24 protein-coding genes are annotated in these 24,713 nt (G+C 39.1%); 8 read left to right on the top strand and 16 right to left on the bottom strand.

Going from position 1 to position 24,713, the window contains the following annotated elements; translation table 11 throughout:
* Positions 1-44: 44 nt before the first annotated feature.
* Both NST81_RS06400 and NST81_RS06395 read right to left on the bottom strand, forming a co-directional pair.
* The gene (locus NST81_RS06400; RefSeq protein ID WP_234395482.1) at positions 45-221 is read right to left on the bottom strand and encodes an aspartyl-phosphate phosphatase Spo0E family protein; all 177 of its coding nucleotides are present in this window, start codon (positions 219-221) and stop codon (positions 45-47) included.
* A gap of 333 nt (positions 222-554) precedes the next feature.
* A complete protein-coding gene (locus NST81_RS06395; protein WP_003354365.1) occupies positions 555-749 on the bottom strand; it encodes a hypothetical protein in 195 nt (64 codons plus the stop codon).
* 509 nt (positions 750-1,258) lie between these two features.
* On the opposite strand from NST81_RS06395, the gene NST81_RS06390 reads away from it, so the two are divergent.
* Together NST81_RS06390 and NST81_RS06385 are read left to right on the top strand one after the other, a co-directional pair.
* The gene (locus NST81_RS06390) at positions 1,259-1,438 is read left to right on the top strand and encodes a YkvS family protein (protein WP_003354364.1); all 180 of its coding nucleotides are present in this window, start codon (positions 1,259-1,261) and stop codon (positions 1,436-1,438) included.
* A 279-nt stretch (positions 1,439-1,717) separates the two neighbouring features.
* A complete protein-coding gene (locus NST81_RS06385) occupies positions 1,718-2,530 on the top strand; it encodes a hypothetical protein (RefSeq protein WP_341028962.1) in 813 nt (270 codons plus the stop codon).
* 124 nt (positions 2,531-2,654) lie between these two features.
* Here the strand turns inward: NST81_RS06385 and NST81_RS06380 are convergent, their stop codons facing one another.
* Positions 2,655-3,686 (bottom strand): YkvI family membrane protein, encoded by a 1,032-nt coding sequence (locus tag NST81_RS06380; RefSeq protein ID WP_327798104.1) that lies wholly within the window; start codon positions 3,684-3,686, stop codon positions 2,655-2,657.
* Between the two features lie 356 nt (positions 3,687-4,042).
* Between NST81_RS06380 and NST81_RS06375 the strand changes: the two genes are divergently transcribed.
* Entirely contained in the window at positions 4,043-6,205 is a 2,163-nt protein-coding gene (locus NST81_RS06375) for an ATP-dependent Clp protease ATP-binding subunit (RefSeq protein ID WP_328200885.1), read from the top strand.
* 208 nt (positions 6,206-6,413) lie between these two features.
* Here NST81_RS06375 and NST81_RS06370 read toward each other — a convergent pair whose 3' ends face one another.
* Positions 6,414-6,860: a MarR family winged helix-turn-helix transcriptional regulator gene (locus NST81_RS06370; RefSeq protein ID WP_003354359.1), complete on the bottom strand. Its 447-nt coding sequence runs from the start codon at positions 6,858-6,860 to the stop codon at positions 6,414-6,416.
* An 845-nt stretch (positions 6,861-7,705) separates the two neighbouring features.
* Between NST81_RS06370 and NST81_RS06365 the strand changes: the two genes are divergently transcribed.
* Complete coding sequence (locus NST81_RS06365) at positions 7,706-9,220, top strand: ATP-binding protein (RefSeq protein ID WP_048623036.1); 1,515 nt, start codon at positions 7,706-7,708, stop codon at positions 9,218-9,220.
* A 52-nt stretch (positions 9,221-9,272) separates the two neighbouring features.
* Here the strand turns inward: NST81_RS06365 and NST81_RS06360 are convergent, their stop codons facing one another.
* The 3 genes from NST81_RS06360 to NST81_RS06350 all read right to left on the bottom strand — a co-directional run bounded on the left by NST81_RS06360 (position 9,273) and on the right by NST81_RS06350 (position 12,477).
* Positions 9,273-9,542, bottom strand: coding sequence for an aspartyl-phosphate phosphatase Spo0E family protein (locus NST81_RS06360; protein ID WP_048623035.1), 270 nt, complete (start codon positions 9,540-9,542; stop codon positions 9,273-9,275).
* A gap of 283 nt (positions 9,543-9,825) precedes the next feature.
* A complete protein-coding gene (locus NST81_RS06355) occupies positions 9,826-10,311 on the bottom strand; it encodes a methylated-DNA--[protein]-cysteine S-methyltransferase (protein WP_048623034.1) in 486 nt (161 codons plus the stop codon).
* Positions 10,312-10,320: 9 nt separating this feature from the next.
* A complete protein-coding gene (locus NST81_RS06350; protein ID WP_327797661.1) occupies positions 10,321-12,477 on the bottom strand; it encodes a PAS domain S-box protein in 2,157 nt (718 codons plus the stop codon).
* Between the two features lie 143 nt (positions 12,478-12,620).
* On the opposite strand from NST81_RS06350, the gene NST81_RS06345 reads away from it, so the two are divergent.
* Together NST81_RS06345 and NST81_RS06340 are read left to right on the top strand one after the other, a co-directional pair.
* Complete coding sequence (locus tag NST81_RS06345) at positions 12,621-13,649, top strand: acyltransferase family protein (RefSeq protein WP_040340829.1); 1,029 nt, start codon at positions 12,621-12,623, stop codon at positions 13,647-13,649.
* 283 nt (positions 13,650-13,932) lie between these two features.
* A complete protein-coding gene (locus NST81_RS06340) occupies positions 13,933-15,684 on the top strand; it encodes a B12-binding domain-containing radical SAM protein (protein ID WP_341028955.1) in 1,752 nt (583 codons plus the stop codon).
* A 4-nt stretch (positions 15,685-15,688) separates the two neighbouring features.
* Here the strand turns inward: NST81_RS06340 and NST81_RS06335 are convergent, their stop codons facing one another.
* Positions 15,689-15,817, bottom strand: a complete 129-nt coding sequence (locus NST81_RS06335; protein WP_003354993.1) for a hypothetical protein — start codon at positions 15,815-15,817, stop codon at positions 15,689-15,691.
* Positions 15,817-15,978, bottom strand: coding sequence for a hypothetical protein (locus NST81_RS06330; RefSeq protein ID WP_003354994.1), 162 nt, complete (start codon positions 15,976-15,978; stop codon positions 15,817-15,819). Before NST81_RS06330 ends, NST81_RS06335 begins: the two co-directional genes overlap by 1 nt.
* 217 nt (positions 15,979-16,195) lie before the next feature.
* On the opposite strand from NST81_RS06330, the gene NST81_RS06325 reads away from it, so the two are divergent.
* Positions 16,196-16,402 carry an alpha/beta-type small acid-soluble spore protein gene (locus NST81_RS06325; protein WP_003354995.1) on the top strand — a complete coding sequence of 69 codons (207 nt, stop codon included), beginning with the start codon at positions 16,196-16,198 and terminating at the stop codon, positions 16,400-16,402.
* A 166-nt stretch (positions 16,403-16,568) separates the two neighbouring features.
* On the opposite strand, the gene NST81_RS06320 is transcribed toward NST81_RS06325, so the two are convergent.
* The 6 genes from NST81_RS06320 to NST81_RS06295 all read right to left on the bottom strand — a co-directional run bounded on the left by NST81_RS06320 (position 16,569) and on the right by NST81_RS06295 (position 22,844).
* Positions 16,569-17,345, bottom strand: coding sequence for a TerC family protein (locus NST81_RS06320; protein WP_048623031.1), 777 nt, complete (start codon positions 17,343-17,345; stop codon positions 16,569-16,571).
* A 242-nt stretch (positions 17,346-17,587) separates the two neighbouring features.
* A complete protein-coding gene (locus NST81_RS06315; RefSeq protein ID WP_048623030.1) occupies positions 17,588-18,052 on the bottom strand; it encodes a hypothetical protein in 465 nt (154 codons plus the stop codon).
* A gap of 286 nt (positions 18,053-18,338) precedes the next feature.
* The gene (locus NST81_RS06310) at positions 18,339-19,910 is read right to left on the bottom strand and encodes a peptide chain release factor 3 (RefSeq protein WP_327797657.1); all 1,572 of its coding nucleotides are present in this window, start codon (positions 19,908-19,910) and stop codon (positions 18,339-18,341) included.
* A gap of 165 nt (positions 19,911-20,075) precedes the next feature.
* Entirely contained in the window at positions 20,076-21,380 is a 1,305-nt protein-coding gene (locus NST81_RS06305; protein WP_341028952.1) for a purine/pyrimidine permease, read from the bottom strand.
* A 40-nt stretch (positions 21,381-21,420) separates the two neighbouring features.
* The gene (locus NST81_RS06300; RefSeq protein WP_048623027.1) at positions 21,421-21,660 is read right to left on the bottom strand and encodes a YueH family protein; all 240 of its coding nucleotides are present in this window, start codon (positions 21,658-21,660) and stop codon (positions 21,421-21,423) included.
* A 134-nt stretch (positions 21,661-21,794) separates the two neighbouring features.
* A complete protein-coding gene (locus tag NST81_RS06295) occupies positions 21,795-22,844 on the bottom strand; it encodes a M42 family metallopeptidase (RefSeq protein WP_341028949.1) in 1,050 nt (349 codons plus the stop codon).
* 151 nt (positions 22,845-22,995) lie between these two features.
* Here NST81_RS06295 and NST81_RS06290 point away from each other — a divergent pair, with 151 nt between their 5' ends.
* Positions 22,996-23,247, top strand: coding sequence for a GlsB/YeaQ/YmgE family stress response membrane protein (locus tag NST81_RS06290; protein ID WP_048623025.1), 252 nt, complete (start codon positions 22,996-22,998; stop codon positions 23,245-23,247).
* 294 nt (positions 23,248-23,541) lie between these two features.
* Here NST81_RS06290 and metC read toward each other — a convergent pair whose 3' ends face one another.
* Positions 23,542-24,711, bottom strand: a complete 1,170-nt coding sequence (gene metC / locus NST81_RS06285; RefSeq protein WP_371836632.1) for a cystathionine beta-lyase — start codon at positions 24,709-24,711, stop codon at positions 23,542-23,544.
* Between the last annotated feature and the right edge of the window lie 2 nt (positions 24,712-24,713).

Here is a 24,713-nt window from a genome sequence, read left to right as displayed (position 1 = left end):
TTTCTTTCAAAGAATATAAAAAAAATAGACCCTATGAAAGAAGTCTAGGATTTTGAAATCGCAAATTGTTTATCGTATTCATTTAATAACAGATCAAGTTCTTTGCTTAATTTTATTGTCTCTTCACTGTTTAACCCTTTTTCAATCCCGACCGCAATCATCGCGATTCTTTTTTCTTCAATTAACTGGATGAGTATAGCCGGGGAACGGTTAGTATTCACATTTCGTCACCACATTTCGAATTTTATCCCCAGAAAAATCGAAGTCTTTCATCTACAATAGATTACTATATTATTGATAATTTTACAATCAATGACATTGTGAATTTATATATGTTTTTACAATATTTGATAATTATATGAAACTTTTATTAACGATGGCTTTCTAACAACTTGTTCGAATCAAATGATAGGAAAAGTTACCAACGTGGGACATTCTTCGGTGCTTCCATCCTTAAAGGCAGGGGCTTTTTGTGGAAAATCGCCGGTCAAATGGCAGCCCAAAAAGGAGAACCGGATGATCGTATACTCCTTATTAAATATTTTTAAAGACATTTACTTTCGAGGTTCTTTATCATAATAAAACAGCACATCTCCCCCTCTTTGGGCCACTCCACGAAAATGTTTGAAATCCGGCCGCTTAACAAGATGGGAGCGAAACTGCATAAAATCCTCTTTTTTCACTAAAAACTCGTGAATTTCCTCGTTTTTCAATTTGTCCAAAATGGATTGTATTTCTTCTTCTTTCAAGAGATTCCCCCCTATTCGTGCTTATCTGCCAAATCCGAATATGGTCTTTAAGCTAGAAAGCGAGCGCAATAGGTTCGATCATCTTTTAAAGTTCAAAAAAACACCAAGACAGCAAAATCATCAATGCGCACAGTACAGCTATACGTTCGTAGTCATGATGATTTTAGAGTGAACTTTTCATTTTGGGAATTCATTATCCAAGCCAGCCGACGATGTTTCCATGTTTTGAGAAAAAGAAAGATCTCCTTCGAAAATAGCGATTTTCAAACAAAAATTATTATAAGACTATTGCTTTCAAAATGCTATAAAAAAGATTATTGAAAAATTATACATTTTTATGTAAAAAGACTTTACCTTTTGATTCTTATAGGGCAAACTATTATTAATTATTTTCCACATCTTGCAAGCAGGAATGCGGGCTTGCTGTTGTTTAATCGCGTCTTATGCAAAATTTGTACTCCGTCCTATGAGTGACTTATTTCGGACTATAATTCAAAGGAGAGAGGGTTATGATCAAAGCAGAAGTAGGAAATATCATTGAGTTTAAAGGCGGATTGAGGGGGATCGTCGAGAAGGTGAACGAAAATTCGGTGATTGTGGATTTAACTTATATGGAAAACTTCAGAGAGTTGGATTTAGAAGAAAAAACAGTGGTCAACCATAAAAATTATACGATCGTACAAAAATAGGTCCATGCTCTCACATCGAAGGTTTGACATCTATAGAAACGTTTTTTCGGAGAAAGCCCAGTATATCTTTTTTCAGTTTCGGCTTTACAAAAAAAGGATTTTGAACCGAATTTGAAAAGAAATTGTAAATCATTTGAAGCAGATTTCCTTTAAAATAGAATCAGAAGCAGAAACAGGCAATGTATATTCATTGAGATTTCCTGTTCTCAATGCTTATTCCCTGATGCCAATCTCGATGCATTGCCGGTTATACAACAAAAGGATAGAGGAGGAAATGGCATGAAAAGTTGGACCAACACTGTTCTTGCATTGGCATTATTGTCAACTCTCAGTTTAGCCGGATGCGGAACGAATGAAAAAACATCTGAAAACGAAAACCAGGCATCATCTAATACTGTCGAAACAAAAGAGCATAAGGACGCTGCAAAACAAGCCGTTCAATCAAACGAATCCAATCAAGAAAGCGAAAATCAAAATACCGCCAGCTCAGAAAACAAGCAAAATAAACAGGAATCAGCGAAAGCAAACGATTCCTCAAACAATCAGACTGAAAAAAAGGCTTCAACCAATGACAGCGTTCAACCTAAGGATAGCTCACAATCCAAAGAAAGTACACAATCCGAAAACGTCCGCCCATTCGAGAAAAAAATTCAATATTCCATAGGCGGACAAAACAAAACCGATACAGCTGTATTGGAAGAAAGCGACAACCAAGGGTTTTCCATGTATGTTCTTCCCCACTATGAACTAACAGCCGAAGAACCATACAAAGATGTTGTGTACTTTAAAGATAAAGACCAGCTGTTTATGCGAATTGAATTAATGCAAAAAACCCAAAATTGGGATACATTTAAACAATCGGCTTTCGATCAGTTGAAAGCTATTAATGATGAGGTAAAAACGATTTCGCCGCCAAATACAAGCACGTTTAAAAACGCTACCGCCTATCGGACTAGCACTCAAGATGCAGTGGTCACTGCTTATGTGATACCATCGAGCACCCAGCCGATAAAGATTACCATTTATGATGACAAAGACAGCTCGCATTCAGATGCCTTTTTAAAAATGGCGGATACCATTCAAGTGAAATAACTTTCTTTAGGGAAGCTGATCATCGCTTCCCTTCCCTCTACCTCTCCCCTCTCTCATTTCATTTATCACCATTTAATCTTTTTCTTTCGACGTTTTATCCCATAGCAGAGAAATCCCGCTCCCATTATTTGATAGGCTTTACCCAAAGAAGAAAGAAGAACAAAAAACTAAAGTATCCGAATAATGGATAAAGAAAGGATAACAATCGCCCGTAATGAAGCTGGCTTAAGCAAAAAGCAATCAAAAAAACGCTGATATAAAGAAGAATAGGCTGAATTGGCCAGTAATGACTCAATTGTCTTTCCAATCCATATATATTTCCGATAATCGAAGTAAAAATTTCTCCATAAATAATACATAAATAAATGCCTGAAATTCCATAGGCGACGTTATTCATAACGCTTGCCATCGGTATTTCCAAGCTAGTTACGTCAGGAAGCTGCAACAAAACAAAGTGGCTGGAAAGGAGAATGATCGTCAAAAATAATCCTCCAATGATTCCCCCCCATCGGATGGTTCTTTCGTCATTGATCTCTGCGGCAACAGGAACTAATACTGCTTGAGCAAGAGCCAAATTAAAAGCCGTATAAGCGAAAGGACTTACTATGGATTGAATACTAATATCGGAAGAAGCTGATGAAAAAAGAGAAGAAAAAAATTCCGGTGTTTGGGATGAAACCAAAAACACAATAAGGTTAAAAGTGATCATCAGCGGAACAACAAATGAATTGACAGCCAATAGTCCTTTCGTTCCATTGATGATCACAATAACCCCTCCAAAAATCGTCAACCAAATCCCCAATTGCTTCGATAATCCTAATTGTTCCTCAAAAAGCGCTCCAGCCCCAGCTAGCATAACGCCGGATACACAGATCAACATGACCAGCATGGCCATATTAAAAAAGAAAGCAAGTTTTTTGCCAAATAAATATTCATTTAATTCTTCATAAGATTGAGCTTTTAACTTGATCGATACTCTCATCGTCTTCGTTCCCATAACAATAAACAAATAGCCGCTTACCATGATTCCGAGGAACCCAATGAATCCAAACTGAGTAAAAAACTCCACGATTTCCTTTCCCGTTGCAAATCCCGCTCCAATCACTGTTCCTACGTAAACAAACGCAATTTGAAGAGCGCCATAAAAAGCCTTCACGAATACTCCCCCAATTCTTTCCCCTCTGTCCATATGTATGTGAAACCATCCCCTTTCATAAGCGGAAAGCAAAAAATTTTATTTTAAGAAAATCACTTCGTGAGGGTGAGAAAAAAATTTTTTCTTAAAAAAATTTTTTAAAAAAGAACAAAAAAATTTCATCAAAACACTTGAAAGTCAAAAATGGTCAGACTATAATAAAAGCGAAAGGTCAAATTTAGTCAAACTTTCTCGATGATCTTTGACGAAAATCAGTTGACACTAACAGATGATCCTTTTAAATTCATCTGCTGTTTACGAGCACCTTAAAAGTCAAAGTTAGTCAAAGTCAAAACCTTTTAAGGAGGTTGAAATAAATGCTCTGTGAAAAATGCCATCAAAAACCTGCCAATATAAGCCTTCATTTGCAAATCAATGGACAATCGAAAGATTACCATTTTTGCGAAGAATGTTATGAGAAAGAAAAACAATCGATCGCTCAATTACAAGGAGGGATGCCTATGTTTATGAATTTTGGTGGATTTCCGTTCGACGATTTCTTTAAAGGCTTCGGGGAACAACCTCCATTTGAAAACGGAACGCTAAACGCTTTTCCATACCAAGCACAGCCAAAACAAGCCGGAAACGGCAACAGTTTTCTTGACCAGTTTGGCCGCAACTTAACAAATGCAGCAAGAGCCGGCATCATCGATCCTGTTATTGGCCGCGACGAAGAAATCAACCGTGTGATTGAAATTTTAAATAGAAGAAATAAAAACAATCCGGTTCTGATCGGTGAACCAGGTGTCGGAAAAACGGCAATCGCCGAAGGGTTGGCTCTGAAAATCGCCGAAGGCTCCGTTCCTTCCAAATTGAAAAATAAAGAAGTATATTTGCTGGATGTCGCTTCACTCGTCGCGAATACAGGAATTCGCGGACAATTTGAGCAAAGAATGAAACAATTAATTGCAGAACTGCAAAAAAGAAAAAATATTATACTCTTTATCGACGAAATTCATCTTTTAGTGGGAGCCGGATCCGCTGAAGGGTCTATGGATGCCGGAAATATTTTGAAACCGGCGCTCGCACGTGGAGAATTGCAAGTGATCGGTGCCACCACATTGAAAGAATATCGACAAATTGAAAAGGATGCTGCTTTGGAACGCCGCTTCCAACCTGTTCAAGTGGATGAACCAGCACCGGAAAAAGCTTTGGAAATACTGAAAGGTTTGAAGAAACGTTATGAGGATTACCATGGCGTCCAATACACGGATGATGCGTTAGCAGCCTGCGTCCATTTATCACATCGTTATATCCAAGACCGATTCTTGCCAGACAAAGCCATTGATTTAATGGACGAAGCTGGTTCCAAATTGAACTTAACCATTACGACAAACGATAAAGACGCCATTCAAGCGCGGTTGAACCAAATAGCGAAAGAAAAAGAAAAAGCTTTACAAGAAGAACACTATGAACTGGCTGCTAAATTAAGAGACGAAGAAGCCAGCCTTGAAAAACAACTGAACAGCGAGGCGGATTCAAACATTCGTCCGGTCGTCACTGTCGCTCATATACAAGAGATTATTGAAAAGAAAACGGGAATTCCGGTCGGCAAATTACAGCAAGATGAACAAGAAAAAATGAAACATTTAGAAGAAAACTTAGCGAAAAAAGTCATCGGCCAAGATGAAGCAGTCAAAAAAGTGGCGAAAGCCATCAAAAGAAGCCGCGCCGGCCTTAAAGCGAAAAATCGACCTATTGGCTCTTTCTTGTTCGTCGGTCCTACCGGAGTTGGGAAAACGGAATTAAGCAAAACGCTTGCCGAAGAATTGTTCGGTTCAAAAGATGCCATGATTCGTCTCGATATGAGTGAATATATGGAAAAACACAGCGTGTCAAAATTGATCGGTTCTCCTCCTGGCTATGTAGGTCATGAAGAAGCTGGTCAATTAACAGAAAAAGTTCGTCGCAATCCATACAGCATCATTTTGTTGGACGAAATTGAAAAAGCCCATCCAGACGTTCAACATATGTTCTTGCAAATTTTAGAAGATGGTCGCTTGACAGATAGTCAAGGACGAACTGTAAGCTTTAAAGACACCGTTATTATCGCAACAAGCAACGCAGGACAATCGGTTAAAACGATTACGGTTGGATTTGAAAAGGGAAATGACAAAAGCGAAAGTTCCGTGCTGGATTCGTTGAAAAATTACTTTAAACCAGAATTCCTCAATCGTTTTGACAGCATTATTGAGTTTAAACCTTTAGAAAAAGAAGAATTGAAGAAGATTGTCGATTTGATGTTGGCGGAATTAAACGAATCATTAAAAGAACAAGAAATGACGATCGAAGTAACGCCTGAAGCAAAAATGAAACTAGCTGAACTCGGCTATCATCCAGAGTTTGGCGCCCGTCCGTTGCGCCGAGTCATTCAAGAACATTTAGAAGATCCGATTGCCGATTATATGTTGGACCATCCGGATGTAAAACATTTAAAAGCCGTGCTGGAAAATGATCACATCGTCATTGCTGCAAACTGATATTGGTCTTGAATGAAAAGAGGCAGACACTAAAAGAGGATACGGTCTATTAAATAGATTTAACTCCACAAAGCCGTATTCTCGTGTCAGCCTCTTTTTTTACTTTACAGCAAGTCAGAAGGATCATAGAATCGCATAAAAGCCTTTCTGATTCGAATGAAAGAGCAAACAGACGGAATGAAGAATTTTCCTATAGAAAATATGGGTTCTATGTGGATAAATCCTTCACGGCAAGTCCAATTTTTTTTAATAAACGGATAGCCGTTTCTTTCTCCTCGTCGTCCAGAACGCTCATCAGTGAATGAATGTTTTCAGCATGCTTTGGAAATATCTCTTCAATAACGGCCCTTCCTTTTTCCGTAATGGCAGCATATGTCACCCTGCGATCGGTAGGGCATGCGACCCGCTCTACCAACCCCTTTTTTTCTAATTTGTCTACTACATAAGTAATACTGCCGCTCGCCAGCAAAATTTTGCTTCCAATTTGCTGCAACGGTTGCGGGCCTTTATGATACAACAATTCCAATACGCCAAATTCCGTAGGATTTAACCCATTTTGATAAATCCATTCATTCGTTTCTTCATTGACGACTTTATATGCTCTTGACAGTACAACAAATAGTTTCAAGGACATTTGTATGTTTTTTTCTTCCATTTTCTCAATCAGTTCCTTCTATTCATAAATTCTGCATTCTTTGCGGCTCAATCACTGTCCAATAATCATGATGGCCAGCAGCTTCGTCTATTTGTACTTGTTGAATTTCGGCAAGCAATCGAGCATGTCCCCATTGCTGATATCATCTGTTTTTCTTTTATACAAAACAGATTTTCACCAATGCCACCGCACCATCACCTATTAACGTTTGAAACATTTGTCCAGACAAGACTTTTTCCTCATTGTAACATAATCTTTCCATTCTTTGGCCATGTGGTTTCGCAATATTGATCAAAATTCCTTCCTGCATATCAACATTATATTACTTAGACTTTGGGTGAATAAACAAAGTGGTCATGCCAATTTTTTATTTTTCAATCGGAAAATCACTGTAGACCGCTGAAAGCGCCATTTTTGACGTCTTCTCCTACAAATAAATCGTCCATGAATGCTCGCAAACCATTTCCGGTTCTCTTCTGCTTTTTAAAATATAAGCCGCTTTCCATTTCTTCTTTCGTCTGTCAAAAGGTCATGCAGAAATCCTGTAAAAACACAACCACTCCTTCTGTTTTATACATATCCCATCAGATTGATTTCACCTTGTCAAGTTTAAACGTTTGCTCCTATTAAAAGATGCTTATATTCAAATTACTTTTTTTCGATCATTTTAAAGGGAAAACAACATCAAACGATTGATTTTCTCTCATTTTGACTTTTTTTCCAAAGGTTTTTTTCTAGCACTTCTCATTTCAAAGTTTCTGATATAATAAAGTAGATTTCAACATCGCAGAAGAGATCATTGAATCACGAATCTGCGGGAACCATAATAGTAAGGGCGAATTTTGATGCGAATAAATAAGAAAAAACAAAAATGGATTTATTTTTGGGTTGTGGTGGTCCCAAGTATTCTAACCATCATGCTGTTCTACCGTATTTTATTAGACAATGAAAGAGACAATTATCGTCAACATATTGAATGGATCGCCTCCATTCATCAAAACCAAATCGATCAATTTATTGGGGAAACGATCACGGGATTAAACATTTTAGCTTATAGTCTGGATCCGATGCTGAATGATTTGGATTCAGTCAAAATGATCTTAAAAAAGACTCAAAATCAGGATCCGCGTTATGGAGGAATGTATATTCTAGATTTAAAAGGCAACGTGGTCACCGGAACAAACGACTTGTTAAAACACTATAACTTTAGATATATGGACTACTTTCGAGAAGTTCTTTTAACCAAACATACGGTCGTATCCGATCATCAGGAAAAGATTGATAATCAGCATGTTATTGCCGCCGCTTCTCCCATTTTGTCGAATAATAAAGTCATAGCGGTGCTGGTAGCCCATATACAAGTCGATTATATAAGAAATATCATGAAACAATTGACTCCCGATCAGGCTATATCATTTGAGAATTCAAAAGGAAAGACCATTTTTACTGTCAACAAACCACCGAAAAATAACGATACAGAAAATAAGATTCGTTATCCGCTTGAGCAATTGCCTTGGAATATTGTTCTTACGGCAGACAACCGTTATTATCGGGATGTGATTCGTTCAACCATCTTATTTGCTATCATTCCGTTTATTTTTTTTCATATTCTTTTCCTTGTCTTTAAATATTTTATGCTCAAAAGACAAACGAAACTGGAACGGGTTCAAATCGAGGCTCAAAAACTGGAATTGATAGGAACGCTTGCGGCCGGCATTGCTCATGAAATTCGAAATCCTTTAACGGGAATTAAAGGGCTTGTTCAACTTTTAAGCGAGAAATATCAAGATCAAACGGATCGTTTTTATTTTTCGGTTATTAATAAAGAAATTGCCCGCATCAATCAAATTGTCAGCGAATTTCTTATTTTAGGAAAGCCGACGGTTCAAAAAATGTCGTACACCGATATTCGTGACATTATTGTTGATTTGAATCCATTGATTTATTCAGAAGCAAACTTATACAACGTTCAATATGAGTATTCACTTCCAGATGAGCCTGCGATTCTATACTGCACGGTGGATCAGATGAAGCAAGTGCTCTTAAATTTAACCAAAAATGCTCTTGAGGCGATGAAAGATGGGGGAATTCTCCAATTAACCGTCACGAAAGCAAGCCGTTCTTGTTTGATTACGATCGCCGATAACGGAGAGGGGATCTCTCAAGAAAACTTGGAAAAGATTTTTACCCCGTTTTTTACATCGAAAGAAAATGGAACAGGGCTCGGCCTGGTCGTATGTAAACGTATCATTGAATCTTTTGGCGGAGAAATTGCGATTGAAAGCAAGCTCAAAATAGGCACCCAAGTTCGGATTACTTTGCCGCTAAAAGAAGATACAAGGGATGATATAACGAAATAACAAAAAAGCCAGGAAGGGAATCTTCTCCTGCCTGGCTTAGCTATCCACAGTGTCAGACCATACTGGCCATACAAGAAGAAAATGTCGCTTCTCGAATACGGACTGCCACTTTTTTTCCGGACCGGTATCTTTTGATCGTATTGGTTTGCGTTTTGTCGTAGAAGTATTGATAACGATTCAAAAGCTGATCCAATTCTTGGCTGCATTGAATGGTTTCTTTAGCATCAAGTCCCATTAAACTGCCAAGCCGAATCATCTCTTCTCGTTTTTCCTGAATTTTTTCCATCAAATACGCCTGATCATACCAAAAACAATCACTCACTTTACTTCCCCCAGATTATTCTTTTTTTCCAACACAGCCGTATCATAAACGCTTCGAGATCCGCTAAATTCTCTCATCTCTCGCATTTCATAAGTATTTTACCGTAGGATTATCTCAAGATTTTTCGAAAATGTAAATAGGTTCGGAAAAATAAGACATAAAATGGCATTACTGATCATATTTTGACATATTTTGATTGATCCGTCTGAATCTTTCATCCCATTTTGAAGAAAAACTCTCTCATACGTTTGAAATCCCAAACATATACATCTCCATAAAACTGTCACACCATCATAAACAGACTCGTTTTCTCGAGTTCTAAAAGAATGGCTTTTTTATCAATTTGTTTTCCGGCATAACCAATCAACTGATTGTTTTTCCCGATCACTCGATGACAAGGGATAATGATCGGCATCGGATTGGCTTTATTCGCTTGTCCTACCGCTCTGACGGCATTCTTATTGCCAATCGCTGCCGCAATCTCTTGATAGCTTCTTGTTTCTCCATAAGGAATATGAAGAAGTTCGTTCCATACTTTAAGCTGAAATTCCGTTCCTTTCAGAAAAATTGGAAGCTGAAAAACCTTTCTTTTTCCGTCAAAATACTCCAAAAGCTGTCCTCTGGCCTCCAATAATAAGGCGTCTTTTTCCGCTTTCTTTATCTCTTCATTTTCCGCTTTTTCACCAAATTCCAGTCCGATGATTCGTTCTCTGCTCGATACGATCGTCAAATTTCCGATCGGACTGTTCATCGTTAAAAATAATTTCATCTTTCTCTCTTACTCCTTTTTAACAGGCAAATAAATATAAAATGTTGTTCCCTTGCCAACACTACTTTTTACTTCCACTTTTCCATTATGTTCTTTAATGATTTTGAAGCTGACCATTAAACCAAGCCCCGTCCCCCGTTCTTTTGTCGTGTAAAACGGCTCGCCTAGCTTCTTGATCTTTTCTTCCGGAATGCCCGTCCCTTCATCCGATATCATAATACAAATATACTCTTTTTCCACTTTGCTTTGAATCAAGACATTCCCGCCTTTTGGCATCACTTCAATGGCATTTTTAATAATATTGATAAATACTTGTTTTAATTGATTGGATTCCGCATAAACAACCGGCAAGTTTTGATCCATTTCCATAATAAGCTGAACATTGGTCATTAAGGCCTGTGGCGTAAGGAGGTCAACTGTATGTCTGATGACTTTTCCGATATCGACTTTTTGGAATTGAACCGCTTGAGGCTTGGCCAATATTAAAAACTCGGTAATGATCGATTCAATTCTTTCCAATTCTGTTTTAATGACTTCAAAATACATTGCATATTGACCATTTAAATTATGCTCCAACAGTTGGATAAACCCTTTCATCGCCGTCAAGGGATTCCGGATTTCATGGGCGATGCCTGCCGCCAGCTCGCCGACCACATTCAACGTATCCGATTTTCTCAACTGCTCCTGTATTTTGATTTGTTCCGTCACGTCCCGAATCACCGTTAAATTCAGATGAGTATTTAAATATAGTTTGGAAGCCAGCTCAAAATATTTCGTCTCCTCACCGCATTTTTTCGTTAAAAGCAATTTCGCCTGTCCATGTTTTTTTACCTGACAAAAGTAATTTCTCTCTTCTTCTCTACTGGCATAAGATTTCATAACGTCCCTTACGTCCTGATTCAGGAACGTTTCTTTTTCCGCTTTTAACAAGCGGCAAGCCACATGATTAATATCTTTAATCACATAATGTTCGTCCCATAAAATCATGCCGTCCATCGATTCTTCAAAAACTTTGCGAAAACGCTCTTCACTCTCTCTCAATTCTTTTTCCATCCGATAACGGTCACTGACATTTCGGAAAATACTAAGATGATATTGTCCATCGGATGGCATTTTCACTGTAAATTCCAGATGCTTCTTTTGTCCATTAGGCATTTGAAAAAGCATTTCTTCCCTGGCTTGTCCATCTCGGTTCAGCTGCTTAATCACTTTCTCGTAGTCATCTATGTTATCAATAAAATCAATAAGGTTTCTGTTGAGCAGTTCTTCTAAAGTGCATTCAAACACCTTCAGCGCTGAGCGGTTCGCTTTAATGATCGAACCATCCCGGTTCCAAAACACGATCGCATCTACAGCTTCATTAAACAATTCCTCAAACATTTTTTCGCTTTTTTTTAATCTGATTTCCATCTGCTCATGTTCGTTCATGCCTTGCATGATCGCCAAATTGATCCCTAAGTCTTTGACGGGAATCACAATATAATCAAAAATCGTCATACCGTTGGCATGGATCATCGGGATTTCTCCGACTGTTTTTCTCCCCAGCTGAATCATCTCTTGAATCTCTTCAAATTGGTTTTGATATTCTTTTGGAACAAAAGAAGCAACCGTTCTCGTTTTTGCTTCCGACATGGTAACAGACATTTCTCGGCAGAACGCAGGATTCACATCCAATATGTTGCCTTGGCAGTCAAACAGAAGAATAGCATTCGATGCGTGTCTGTAAATATTTCTCAACATCATGGAAGTCGTAACAGCAAAGCGATCTTTTTCTTTTAAGTAGGTGATGTCACGCAAATAGTATATAACCATCTGGAGATTTTCATCGCGTTGAATCGTGATTTGCACAAATTTCATCGTGCCATCTTTTAAATGAAGGACCGTTTCGTCTTCCAGTTTACCGTGTTCATGCAGCTCCTCTTTAAAATAAACCAAAATTTCCTCTGGAACAGCCGGAAAAAAATCCTTCCATTCATGCTCCATCAATTCACGTTTCGTCAAATGCACCAAATCAGCAGCCGCTTGATTGGCATATATGATTTTTGAGTCCATAGTAGTGACAATGATAGCTTCCCTTGAGCCTTCCAGTATCTTTTGATAGAATTGTAAAGTGTTCTCATCGGACAGCCGTTCTGCGACCTTTTGCCGTTTCTCCTTCTTTTCCATTCCTTCGCCTCCTAAGTTTTGAAAACACTAAACGTTCATTCCTTAATCAATCGGGTTTATATGAGTGGTTGTTAGGGTATAACTATAAATGTTTTTGGCCTTTGCGCCATGATGGATACTTCATAATGAAGGTGATCATTCGAATGTCAAAAAGAGATTTCTACTTTGACAACGCAAAATTTATACTCATCTTTTTCGTTGTTTTCGGTCATATCATACAGTCTTATATTCATGACAATTCCGTGATTACAGCCTTGTACATGACCATTTATACGTTCCATATGCCGGCGTTTACACTCGTTTCCGGCTATTTCGCTAAAGGGTTTTACAAAAAAGGATATGTAAAAAAATTGGCGAAAAAATTATTGATTCCTTATTTGATCTTCCAAATGATATATACCATTTTTTACTATTTCCTTTACCAAGAACATACTTTTCAAATCGAGCCGTTCGTTCCACAATGGTCCTTGTGGTTTTTGCTCAGTTTATTTTTCTGGAATGTGCTGCTGATTTTGTTCGTGAAAATCTTTCAATTAAAAGAAAGTCTTTCTCTTTTTATTTCTTTGATTTTGGGCCTTGTGGTTGGATGTTTTGAAGATCATTTGGATGTTCTCAGTTTTTCACGGACGTTTGTGTTCTTTCCGTTTTTCTTGCTCGGATTTTATTTAAAGAAAGAACATTTTTCGTCTATCATCACGACAAAAGCAAGGATCCTTTTTCTAATGGTTTTGTTGACCGTCCTGGTGTCGGTTTATTTTCATCCGAACTTAAATGAAAATTGGCTTTTGGGGTCCAAGTCTTATGCGCAGCTCCATTCTGATAACTTTACCGGGATGGTTTTACGAATCGGCATATACGCCATTAATATTTTGATGGTTTGCTGCTTTTTCGCTTTTGTTCCCCAACGAAAATTTTTCTTTACTCATTGGGGGAAAAATACGTTATATGTGTATCTTTTGCACGGCTTTTTTGTCAAAACTTTCCGTGAAAGCGACATGAAAAATTCGGTGGAGTCTGTCATTCTTTTGCTGATCGTATCGTTTTTGCTGACTGTCTTTTTGTCCAGCTCTTACATGACAGCCGTCGCACAACCAATTATTGAGATGAAGTGGGGAAAATTAAAAAAGATGATCCTCCATTTGAAAAAATCATCGAAATACATGGAAAGCTAGCATCGTTTTCGTACATAAAATAGTATTCGGAAAAAGATGAACATTTCCTGCTAAACAGTAAAAAAGACCATTGTTTTTTGTTTTACTAGCTGGACGATACCAAAAAACCGTCTCCCTTCCAAGCGACGAAAAATTTTCCAGATGTTGGAAGGGAGATTTATTATGGAAACTTTTCTACGTGTTGTCCTTTTTTCCCGTACTTTTATAAAATAGATTTAGTGATTTTCGCACGTTTGAACAAATGAAAAAATATTGAAATCGAATAGAAAAAGGAGTAACATCGATGCGCATAGTTGTCAGTACATTGAATGCTAAATTTATACATATGAACTTGGCGATACGCTATTTAAAAGCGTATGTTCAATCAAAATACAATGTGGAAATTGCGGAGTATACCATTAAAGATCCCGTCATGAATATTGCGACCGATTTGTTCAACCGAAAACCCGATGTATTAGGATTTAGCTGCTATATTTGGAATATCGAAGAAACGATTAAAGTAATCAAATTAGTCAAAAAAATTATGCCAAATGTAATCATTGTCCTTGGCGGTCCTGAAGTTTCTTACGATGTCCCTTATTGGCTCAAAAGAATTCCGGAAGCAGATTTTATTGTGATGGGCGAAGGGGAAAAAACGTTTGAACAGCTGCTTGATGAAATCAACGGGAATCAAGATTTCAGCACAGTTCCCGGAATCGGATTTATCAAGGAAGGTAAAGTCCAGATCAATCCCCCTGCAAACAAGTTTGATTTAAGGGAAATGCCGTCGCCGTTTCGATTCGAAGAGGATATACCGGATCTTCCCAACCGGATCGTATATATTGAAACGAGCCGTGGATGTCCTTTTCAATGCCAGTTTTGCCTTTCCTCGATTGAAGTGGGAGTTCGTTACTTTAACCGTGAAAAAATAAAAGATGATATCCGTTACCTGATGAAGAATGGAGCGAAGACCATCAAATTTGTAGACCGAACATTTAATATTAGCCGAAGCTACGCCATGGATATGTTTCAATTTTTAATTGAAGAACATCTCCCGGGCACCGTGTTTCAATTTGAAATCACCGCAGACATTATGAGGCCGGAAGTGATTGAATTTTTGAACCGTGAAGCACCCCCTGGATTATTTCGGTTTGAAATCGGCGTTCAATCGACCAATGATTTAACGAACGAACTGGTGAAAAGAAAACAAAATTTTGCAAAACTGACACGGACCGTCACGATGATAAAAGAAGGCGGGAAAATTGACCAGCATTTAGATTTAATTGCCGGCCTTCCGGAAGAAGATTACCAATCGTTCCGGAAAACGTTCAACGACGTATTTGCACTTAGACCGGAAGAACTCCAACTTGGTTTTTTAAAAATGCTCCGGGGAACCGGTTTGAGAATCAACGCCCGTAAATACGGATATATTTATATGGATCATGCTCCGTATGAAATTTTGCAAAATCATGTTCTGGATTTTGAAGATATTGTCAAAATCAAGCAAGTGGAAGATGTACTTGAAAAATATTGGAACGATCATCGAATGGATCAAACGGTAGAATTTCTCGTCTCCCACGTTTTTCCTTCTCCATTCGATTTTTTCCAATCGTTTGGAAGCTATTGGGAAGAGCGAAAATGGTCAAGAATAGGCCATCAACGAGAAGACCTTTTCTTACGGCTTAAAGAATTTCTGCAAAATGAACGAGTAGAACAATGGCCTTTGATTGAAGGATTCATGAAATACGACTTTTTGACTAACGCTCGCTACAAGCCGCGAAAACCATGGTGGAACACAGTTTTGGATAAAAAAGAACGGGCAGCGGTATATGCACGCTTATTAGAAGAACCGACATTATTAGGCAAAAACTTTGCAAGCCTCAATCTGGATGAAAAAGATTTGTACAAACACACAATTTTAGAAAAAATTCCTTTCGATATAGAGCATTATTTTCAAACAGGAAACATTGTCGATTCGCCAAGCTATCTTCTTGTCTATTATCAGCCCGCTACAGGTGAACCTGTTTCTTTTTTCTTACATGAAAAGGAATGCTGAGCGCTCAGCATTCCTTCTTTTTATTTTGCTTTTTTTTCGCTTCTTTATGGGTGATATCATATAATTTAGAGGCGTTCACATCTCCAAATTCAAGGCCATACTCTACTTGCAATGAAGGTTTCTTTTTTTTCATTATCCTCTACCCTTTCTTCCCTGTTTGGAATTGCGGTTGGCGTGTTTGATCGCTTCTTCGCCATTGGCAAACTCAACGGAAAAATCCGTTTCCTTCACATTTTCTTTCGGTGTTTTGCTGTATTTTTCCACCGCATTCTTTTCCGCTTTTCGCTTCGGCAATAAAAGTACCTCCCTTCCATTCGGTTATTTTCTATCATGACCAAAATAAACACGATTATCCTGACCTACACACGAATAAACAGATCGAACAGTTCACGAAGAAATGCTTATTCCAAATTTTTGTTTCATGATTTGCCGTCATGGGGAAAAAATAAAATTGAATGGACCATTGAACACGAATGGTCTAATATTAAAGTTTTTAAAGGAGGATGCACCAATGGCAGGCAGTCGAAATAAATTATTAATACCAGGAATTGAACAATATCTTGATTCCATCAAATATGAAATTGCCGAAGAATTCGGCGTACAGCTAGGCTCCAACACTGCTTCCCGCTCCAACGGGTCTGTCGGTGGAGAAATAACAAAACGACTTGTGAAGCATGCCCAATCCGAACTAGCTGGATCACAAAATCAAGAATCATGACGTTCAACCAATAACGAAATTTCAAGATCAAGACCTTCTCTTGAGAAGGTTTTGAAAAGTCGCTTTCAAACATTTTTCAGAACCTATAAAACCATAACAAAAGAGGCTAGACCATATCGAATATGAATAAGTCCGCCTCTTTTGTGAATGCTTGTCTTCATTCTTCTTATTGTCTACCAAAATTCTCTTTAACCATTTCTTTTTTTCGCGACACCACATAACCAATAACGGCGATGGCAATCAAAACACCCCAGAAAACGGATTTCCAGCCGATAGATTCCGGAAAATGCTCGTCTAGGATATGAATTTTAGGATGAGCAAGCGTGAAAACAATCAATTTTACACCAACCCACCCCACAATTAAAAAGGCCGCTGTTTCCAATGTTGGATATTTTTCTAGCAGCTGGACGAACCAAGAAGCGGCAAATCGTATTAACACTAACCCAATCATACCGCCAAGAAACATGACGATAAATTGTCCGCCGTCAATTCCACCTATTTGGAACGAGCCAATAGGACTTAATGTGATGGCCATCGCCACGGCTGCCAACATCGAATCGATTGCAAAGGCAATATCCGCTATTTCGACTTTTAGAACCGTCAGCCAAAAAGAGGTTCCTTCCAAGTTTTTTGGGCTTTCCGATTTTTTCTCCTCACGTTTCCATTTTTTGATTAAATGATTGATCATGATATACAGTAAATACAATCCTCCGACGGCTTGAACTTGCCAGACATTCACTAAATAAGAAATTAAAAACAAGGCGCTAAAGCGGAAAAGAAACGCTCCGGCCAAACCGTAAAACAACGCCTTCTTTTGCTCTTCTTTTGGCAAATGCTTGACCATCACGGCCATAACAACCGCATTATCAGCTGCCAAAATTCCCTCCAATACAACCAGAATCAACAAAACCCATCCATATTCCATCAGCAATGCAATATCCATTTTTCTCCTCCTCCCTTGATTTACAAAAGTTTCACAAAAAAAGACCTTTGCCCGTTATCGTACAGGCAAAGGTCTTGCGATGCATGATCCAATGTTCATGCCAACAAAGCCGATGGAAAGCTCCATGAATTGACGACTTTGTTGTAGGCTGAATCAGCCCATTGCTACTCCCCTTTGACTTAATAGCCAAGGTATTCATATTGTTATTAACATTATATGTTTCGAAACAGAAATTGTAAACATTATTTTTTCTGAAAATGCAACAAAAAGATTCTCATCAGTATACCGGCGACCAAGCCAGGAAGCAAAAAGAGCATCGGAGTAAAAATTGGACCTAAAAATGCAGAGCCAACATAGACTTTCGGCGAGTAAATCAAGCCTAGCGTGACGGTATAAGCTGAAAAAACAAATGGAAAATACGCATATTTTTCTTTCTCATTCGAAGCCATTTTATAGGCATCCCACATCGAAAACATATACAAACACGGATAAAACATAAGCCACTGATAATCGACAATTTCAGCTGCTTTTTTCGTTTTTCCTAAAAAACTAAGTATAATGCCTTCGTTAAAATGACTAAGAAGGTTAACGTAAATTTCCAATACAACCAATAAAATCCCTTTTACCCATTCACCAGCTAAAAGCTGAGGAAAGCCGGGAAACGCGATGCTCCAAAGCACTGCCTCCAACTTTGTTAGCCTTTTCATATTTTCTTTCGCCGGTTGGCAGCCAGTTGATCTTCTTGAAGTTGAAAAATTCCGCTGCTCATAGAACCTGCCTCCTGATTTCTGCTTATCCATAGTTTATTCGTTTTAAGACAAATTAAACATCAGCCAGTGTAAGGTTCACTTTGTAAGATGGATTTTCCTTTTGCTGCAAAAAGATTTTCCGCTGTCGGCGCCATGATCATCCATTCCAATTTGAAGGGGCCCATCCATCGACGGCCCCTTCAAAAAAGTATTTAAAGTTTATCAACAATAAAAGATTCTTTCTTTAGTCCATTGGATTATATAAATGAATATCGGGATTTTTTTCTTGAAACCAGCGAAGTGCGAAATCATTTTCGAATAAAAAGACCTTTCTGTCAAAGCGATCCTTCACCAGCAAACTGCGGCTGCTGGATAAAGAATCATTCACGGCGTCTTCATTTTCAATCCAACGAGCGATTTTGGACCCCATCGGCTCCATTAATACTTCTGAGTTATATTCGTTTTTCATCCGATGTTCAAATACTTCAAATTGCAATTGTCCGACAGCCCCGAGAATATAATCCTCAGTGCGATAAGTTTTAAACAGCTGAATGGCTCCTTCTTGAACTAACTGCTGTATCCCTTTATGGAAACTTTTTTGTTTCATCACATTTTTTGGAGACACTTTAACGAACAGCTCCGGCGTAAACTGCGGCAGTTTTTCAAAATGAAATAATTTTTTGCCCTCTACAATCGTGTCACCAATTTGATAAGTTCCGGTATCATATAATCCGATAATATCGCCGCTGACTGCTTCGTCCACAGTACTGCGATCATCGGCCAAGAACTGCGTAGATTGACTAAGCTTCATGCTTTTCCCCGTTCTGGATAAGGTCACTGACATCCCTCTATTGAATTTTCCGGAACAAATTCGAACAAACGCAATTCGATCACGGTGAGCGGGATTCATATTGGCCTGGATTTTAAAAACAAATCCTGAAAAAAGATCACTGCAAGGATCTATTTCCCCTTGATCAGATAGCCGAGGCTGAGGTTCGGGGGCAAATTGCAAATACGTCTCTAAAAAGGTTTGTACGCCGAAATTGGTCAATGCACTTCCAAAAAAGACCGGAGTCAATGTTCCTTCTCTGACACGCTCTTCTGAGAATTCATTTCCCGCTTCATCCAACAGCAAAATTTCTTCCAAAGTTTGTGTATATAAATCGGATTCTTTTATTGGATGGTCGCCGATGATTTCTCCATTTTCATCCAGAGAAAGGAACCGTTCTTCTTCCTCTACTCGAAATTGTTCAACGCGGTGATAAAAACGGTCATAAATTCCAAAGAACTCTTTACCCATGCCAATCGGCCAATTCATCGGGTAAGAGTCGATTCCCAAAACCTCTTCTAATTCAGACAACAGTTCAAGCGGTGGTTTCCCTTGCCGATCAAGCTTATTAATAAAAGTGAAGATCGGAATGCCCCGCATGCGGCATACTTTGAACAATTTAATCGTTTGTGCTTCGATCCCTTTCGCCGCATCGATAATCATGACGGCGCTGTCAACGGCCATGAGTGTACGATATGTGTCCTCGCTAAAATCTTGGTGGCCCGGTGTGTCTAAAATATTGACCCGGTAGCCGTTATACTCAAATTGCATAACGGACGAAGTGACGGATATTCCTCTTTGTTTTTCTATTTCCATCCAATCGGAAGTAGCATATTTTCCGGTTTTCTTTCCTTTTACCGTTCCTGCTGCCCGAATGGCGCCCCCAAAAAGAAGCAGCTTTTCCGTAAGAGTGGTTTTTCCCGCATCCGGGTGAGAAATAATTGCAAACGTTCTTCGCGAACGGACTTCTTCCTGTAATGATGCCATATAGAATCAATTTCCTTTCCAAAATTCAACTTAAATGGCCCGAGAATGGCCTTAAGATCGTTACCTTTTCTATCATATTCTTTCAAAATCAGAATTTCAACGTGATTTCACCATAAAAAAGACTTTGAAATCAGGATCTCGGCATGTCTAACGGAAAAATGGCCTTTAATCTAATCTGCTCACTTGCTTCCTTTCCGGTCGCCAAATGTGTTCCAACAATAAAGCAAGAAGCATTCCAATCATGATACCGTTGCTGACCACATACTGCACAATGGCCGGCAACCCTTGAAACACAGATTGAGGTAAAAACATAATGGCCGTTCCTAGCGAAAGAGACATGCCGACAATCGTCAAGCGTCTTTCATCCAGAGGGGATTTCAAAATAGAATTCAATCCAATTCCCAACATTTGAGTAAATGTTACTAACATGGCCGCGTATGCAATCGGACCCGGCAAAAGCGACAACGCTTGATAGACAGCCGGTAAAAATGAACTGACAATCAAAAGTACACAACCGATTATATAAGGCTTCATACGGGTTTGGCCCGTCATACGGACAAAACCCGCCGAAATGGACAATGGGACAACCCCAACAGTAGAAAATAAGGAAGACAACAGATTGTTAACCCCGCTGATGATTCCGGCTCGGTTCAGTCTTCCCCTTTCCTCTTGCCGATCAACTACTTGCTGCATGGCCGCCACACTGGCAATAATATTGCTGATTAATACAAAAGCAACTAAAACAGCAGAAACCGCCATGCCTGCGTCCAATTTTGGCCATCCCCAAGCGAAAAACTTAGGAAATGAGACAACTGAAGAGACAGCCGGAGCCTTTTGTTCAAATCCATTTAGCATTATAAAGGTTAACCAGCCGAGAAGAATCCCAATGAGGACAGCGTAACTTTTGAAAAATCCCCTTCCCCATACAGACAAAATAAATACTAATACAAAGACGATAAAAGATACGAGCACATGGTCTGCTTTTATTTCTCCTCCGGAATCGCCAACACCGATCATACCTTTTAAAAACACACCGGAAAGTTGGAGTGATAAAAGAATTAAATAGACTCCTGTCACGAGAGGCGTAAACAACTCAAGCATATAATTCATCAGCCCCATGGCTCCAATGACAAGCAATACCCCTCCCGCAACTAACATTCCGCCTTCAAGCAATTGTAAAACTTGGAATGGATGAGAATGCTCCGCGGCTGCCATTTCCCCCATCAACACGAAGATGCCAAGCCAAATTCCCGCCGGCCCATCGGCAACCGGCAATCGGTGACCAATCCAGCCGGAAAGCAGGGAAGATATGCCAACAACCAAAAAAGTCCGCTGCAAAAGTTCGGCAATCTGATCGACGGACAAGTGGTAGACTTGTCCAACGACAATAGGAAGTACAATGGAATTGGCAAGTAAAAAAATAAACCATTGCAGTGACGCAACAGCGGTTTCCACTGTCCGTTCTTTCATAAGGTGTCCCTTTCTTTCCATTGAGCGGCACCTCACATCCCTACATCTCTCTTGTCCATTGATAAATCCGCTTTGCCACTTCATCTGATTCGTTTTCTGACAATGCCTTTGACAAAGAATCACTCATTTTCCTTAAAAGCGGTTCCTTTTCCTCTTCATATGTAAAAAAGATGGACCATTCTATTTCAGGAATAGAAACGACGAAGTAATCCTCTTTTTTATTTTCGTAAATAAAGATATTCGTTTCATTTCCGTTTATTTCTGTTTTACGAATTTTCATTTTGTTTTCCCCTTCCTATAAAAATGCAGTCATTTCAATAACTTTGGATGCTGCACTATCTTCATATAAATAAGCATCGTTTTTATTTTTGAGCAGGACACGCTGTCGATAAAGGCAGTCATTTCTGTTTAAAGTCACACTTCTTCTACCATTGGCGAATATAAATAGACATACAGCAACTTTTCCGTATTTTCGATTGCCTTTTGATGAGTTCGTTCGAATGCGTGGGAAGAATCGATTCCCGGGCCGATCAGACCGTGGACGAGATCGCGTCCCGCTCTCATAGCCGCTGAAGCATCCGAGCCGTAGAAAGGATAAATATCGATTTTATATTGAATTTGATGTTCTTTTGCCAGCTGAACTAAATGCTTTCTTAGTCCGTAATGATAAGGTCCGCTAGAATCTTTCGCACAGATTGACACAGAATACTCATCTGAAGACTGTCCGTCCCCGATTGCCCCCATATCGACCGCCAAATATTCCACTGTCTCTTCCGGAATATTGGAATTTCCACCATAACCGATTTCTTCATTATTAGAAAACAAAAAATGAGTCGTATATGGCAATATACGTTCTTCTTTTTGAATCCTCCTCAAAGTTTGAATTAAAATCGCCGCACCTGCTTTATCATCAAGATGGCGCGATTTTATAAAACCCGACGCTGTCATTTCAACCCTCGGGTCAAATGAAACAAAATCACCAACTTGAATTCCCAGCGATTGAACATCGTTTGCAGATTTTACCTCTTCATCGATGCGCACCTCGATATTTTCATCATTTCTTTTTGCCTCTCCCGCTTCTTTATAAACATGAACAGACTGTTGGTGCATCAGTATCGTTCCAGTATACACGCTGCCGGAATCGGTATGAATACAGCAATATTCGCCTTCAACGGAATTCCAGCGAAATCCGCCGATCATCGTTAATTTCAGCCGTCCGTCTTTTTTGATTTCTTTAACCATCGCTCCTAACGTATCAACATGGGCAGTTACAAACCGGTGTTTGGATGAATCTTTTCCCGGCACCGTCACCAATAAACCGCCTTTTCGGGTTTTCTTGGTTTCGAACGTTGTATCTTTCAACAAAGACTCCACATAACGAATAATGTTTTCTGTATATCCTGTCGGACTGGGAATCGATACAAGCTCTTGAATCAATTTCATCGTTTCATTGACATCTTCCATCCCACATACTCCTTTCCATCGATATCGATTATACAATATGTATTTTAATAAACCTGGAAAAGCGATAACAAGTTGTCAAACATGCAACTTTATTCCAGTATTTAAAATCACCGTGGTTGGGGAATACTTCAAATAAAGGAGGATGATGAAGATGTTATCGTTTATTCTATATTTAATTGTTGGAGGAATTATCGGCTGGTTAGCCGGTCTTATCTTAGGGAAAGACATTCCCGGGGGAATCATTGGAAATATTATCGCTGGGATTATTGGGGCTTGGCTTGGCGGTTTGATACTGGGAGATTGGGGCCCTGATATTAGCGGTATCGCGATCATTCCAGCCTTAATAGGATCCATTATTCTTGTTTTTATTGTTGGCTTGATTTTAAGAGCAGCCAGAACTTAATCAGTACTTCTAATCGCAAACCTATACCTCCACTTTGTTTATATGAACACTTTGCGGGCAGTTCAATTTCCTTTTTTCATTCTAAAAAGGAATTTTTCTGCCCTTTACATATATACCCAGTCAAAAAGCCATTTCATTTATGATCAAGGCCTCTCTAACTATCTCCATCCTTGGTGAGTTAGAGAGGCTTGTTTTCCTATTCACTGTTTATAGGCCAGCTTTCAAAACTATATGAACAAAACCGATGACTCTTGTTATTCCAGACGTAAAGGCCCTTTTTTCTCGATGAAAGCATTATACGTATTTCAAAGCATGGTCCAAATCCCGAATCAAATCGTCCGGGTTTTCAAGGCCAACGGATAAACGTAACAGCCCGTCTGTAATTCCTCTTTTTTCTCGTTCTTCTTTGGGCATTGCCGCGTGAGACATTTTAGCTGGATATGACAAAATAGATTCCACCGCTCCCAGACTCACTGCAAACACGGGGATTTCTGCGTGTTGCACAAAAGTTCGAACCGCTTCTTCGTCTTTCAACGCAAAGGACAAAACGGCTCCCGCACCTTCAGATTGGCTTTCATGGATCAAATGTCCTTCATGGAATTTCAATCCCGGATAGTAAACATGTTCGACTTTTGGATGTTGAGCCAAAAACTCAGCAATTTTCAAAGCCGAATGGGAAGATTGCGTCAACCTCACATGCAAAGTTTTTAATCCTCTCATGACTAACCAAGAATCGTGCGCCCCTAATACAGCGCCAAATGCATTTTGCAAGGCATACAGTCTGTCCGCCAATTCTTTCTCTTTTACAACAGCCAGCCCGGCTAACACATCACTATGACCGGCTAAAAATTTTGTCGCACTATGAAGAACAATATCAACCCCAAAGTCTAAAGGTCGCTGCAAGGCAGGCGTCATAAACGTATTATCAACGAAAGTAAGACATCGATTCGCTTTTGCCAATTTTACAATTTCTTTTAAATCCGTAATTTTTAATAATGGATTGGAAGGTGTTTCTACATAAATGACCTTCGTATTCTCTTTTATATTTCTCGCGACGGCATCCAAGTCCGTCATATCTACAAACGTATGTTCAATGCCGAATCTGTTTAATACAGTTGTAACCATGCGATAGGTTCCGCCATAGACATCCTCTGTCACCAATACGTGGTCGCCTTGGGACAATAACAAAAAAGCTGTTGAAATCGCCGCCATTCCCGATGAAAAAGCAAAACCTCTCGAACCGCCCTCAAGCTGGGCAATCACTGACTCAAGAGCCTCGCGTGTTGGATTTCCTGAACGACTGTAATCGTATTTTCCAAATTCATCAAAACTAGTTTGGTGAAAAGTGGAAGCTAATTGAATGGGAACACTTACTGCCCCCGTAACCGGATCGAATTTATGCGAATTATGGAGCAACTCTGTTTGAATGGAAAATTTTCGATCGATCAATTTTTTATTACTCATGC

Source organism: Bacillus sp. FSL W8-0223 (assembly GCF_038006805.1).
Lineage (GTDB): Bacteria > Bacillota > Bacilli > Bacillales > DSM-4216 > Bacillus_O > Bacillus_O smithii.
This window is presented reverse-complemented; position numbering and strand designations above follow the sequence as displayed.

Bases quoted from the DNA above. Each gene is read 5' to 3' on its own strand.
- NST81_RS06390 (WP_003354364.1), top strand. From the start codon at position 1,259: ATGATCAAAGCAGAAGTAGGAAATATCATTGAGTTTAAAGGCGGATTG.
- NST81_RS06385 (WP_341028962.1), top strand. From the start codon at position 1,718: ATGAAAAGTTGGACCAACACTGTTCTTGCATTGGCATTATTGTCAACT.
- NST81_RS06375 (WP_328200885.1), top strand. From the start codon at position 4,043: ATGCTCTGTGAAAAATGCCATCAAAAACCTGCCAATATAAGCCTTCAT.
- NST81_RS06370 (WP_003354359.1), bottom strand. From the start codon at position 6,860: ATGGAAGAAAAAAACATACAAATGTCCTTGAAACTATTTGTTGTACTG.
- NST81_RS06365 (WP_048623036.1), top strand. From the start codon at position 7,706: ATGCGAATAAATAAGAAAAAACAAAAATGGATTTATTTTTGGGTTGTG.
- NST81_RS06355 (WP_048623034.1), bottom strand. From the start codon at position 10,311: ATGAAATTATTTTTAACGATGAACAGTCCGATCGGAAATTTGACGATC.
- NST81_RS06350 (WP_327797661.1), bottom strand. From the start codon at position 12,477: ATGGAAAAGAAGGAGAAACGGCAAAAGGTCGCAGAACGGCTGTCCGAT.
- NST81_RS06345 (WP_040340829.1), top strand. From the start codon at position 12,621: ATGTCAAAAAGAGATTTCTACTTTGACAACGCAAAATTTATACTCATC.
- NST81_RS06340 (WP_341028955.1), top strand. From the start codon at position 13,933: ATGCGCATAGTTGTCAGTACATTGAATGCTAAATTTATACATATGAAC.
- NST81_RS06335 (WP_003354993.1), bottom strand. From the start codon at position 15,817: ATGAAAAAAAAGAAACCTTCATTGCAAGTAGAGTATGGCCTTGAATTT.
- NST81_RS06325 (WP_003354995.1), top strand. From the start codon at position 16,196: ATGGCAGGCAGTCGAAATAAATTATTAATACCAGGAATTGAACAATAT.
- NST81_RS06320 (WP_048623031.1), bottom strand. From the start codon at position 17,345: ATGGATATTGCATTGCTGATGGAATATGGATGGGTTTTGTTGATTCTG.
- NST81_RS06315 (WP_048623030.1), bottom strand. From the start codon at position 18,052: ATGAAAAGGCTAACAAAGTTGGAGGCAGTGCTTTGGAGCATCGCGTTT.
- NST81_RS06310 (WP_327797657.1), bottom strand. From the start codon at position 19,910: ATGGCATCATTACAGGAAGAAGTCCGTTCGCGAAGAACGTTTGCAATT.
- NST81_RS06305 (WP_341028952.1), bottom strand. From the start codon at position 21,380: ATGAAAGAACGGACAGTGGAAACCGCTGTTGCGTCACTGCAATGGTTT.
- NST81_RS06300 (WP_048623027.1), bottom strand. From the start codon at position 21,660: ATGAAAATTCGTAAAACAGAAATAAACGGAAATGAAACGAATATCTTT.
- NST81_RS06295 (WP_341028949.1), bottom strand. From the start codon at position 22,844: ATGGAAGATGTCAATGAAACGATGAAATTGATTCAAGAGCTTGTATCG.
- NST81_RS06290 (WP_048623025.1), top strand. From the start codon at position 22,996: ATGTTATCGTTTATTCTATATTTAATTGTTGGAGGAATTATCGGCTGG.
- metC (WP_371836632.1), bottom strand. From the start codon at position 24,711: ATGAGTAATAAAAAATTGATCGATCGAAAATTTTCCATTCAAACAGAG.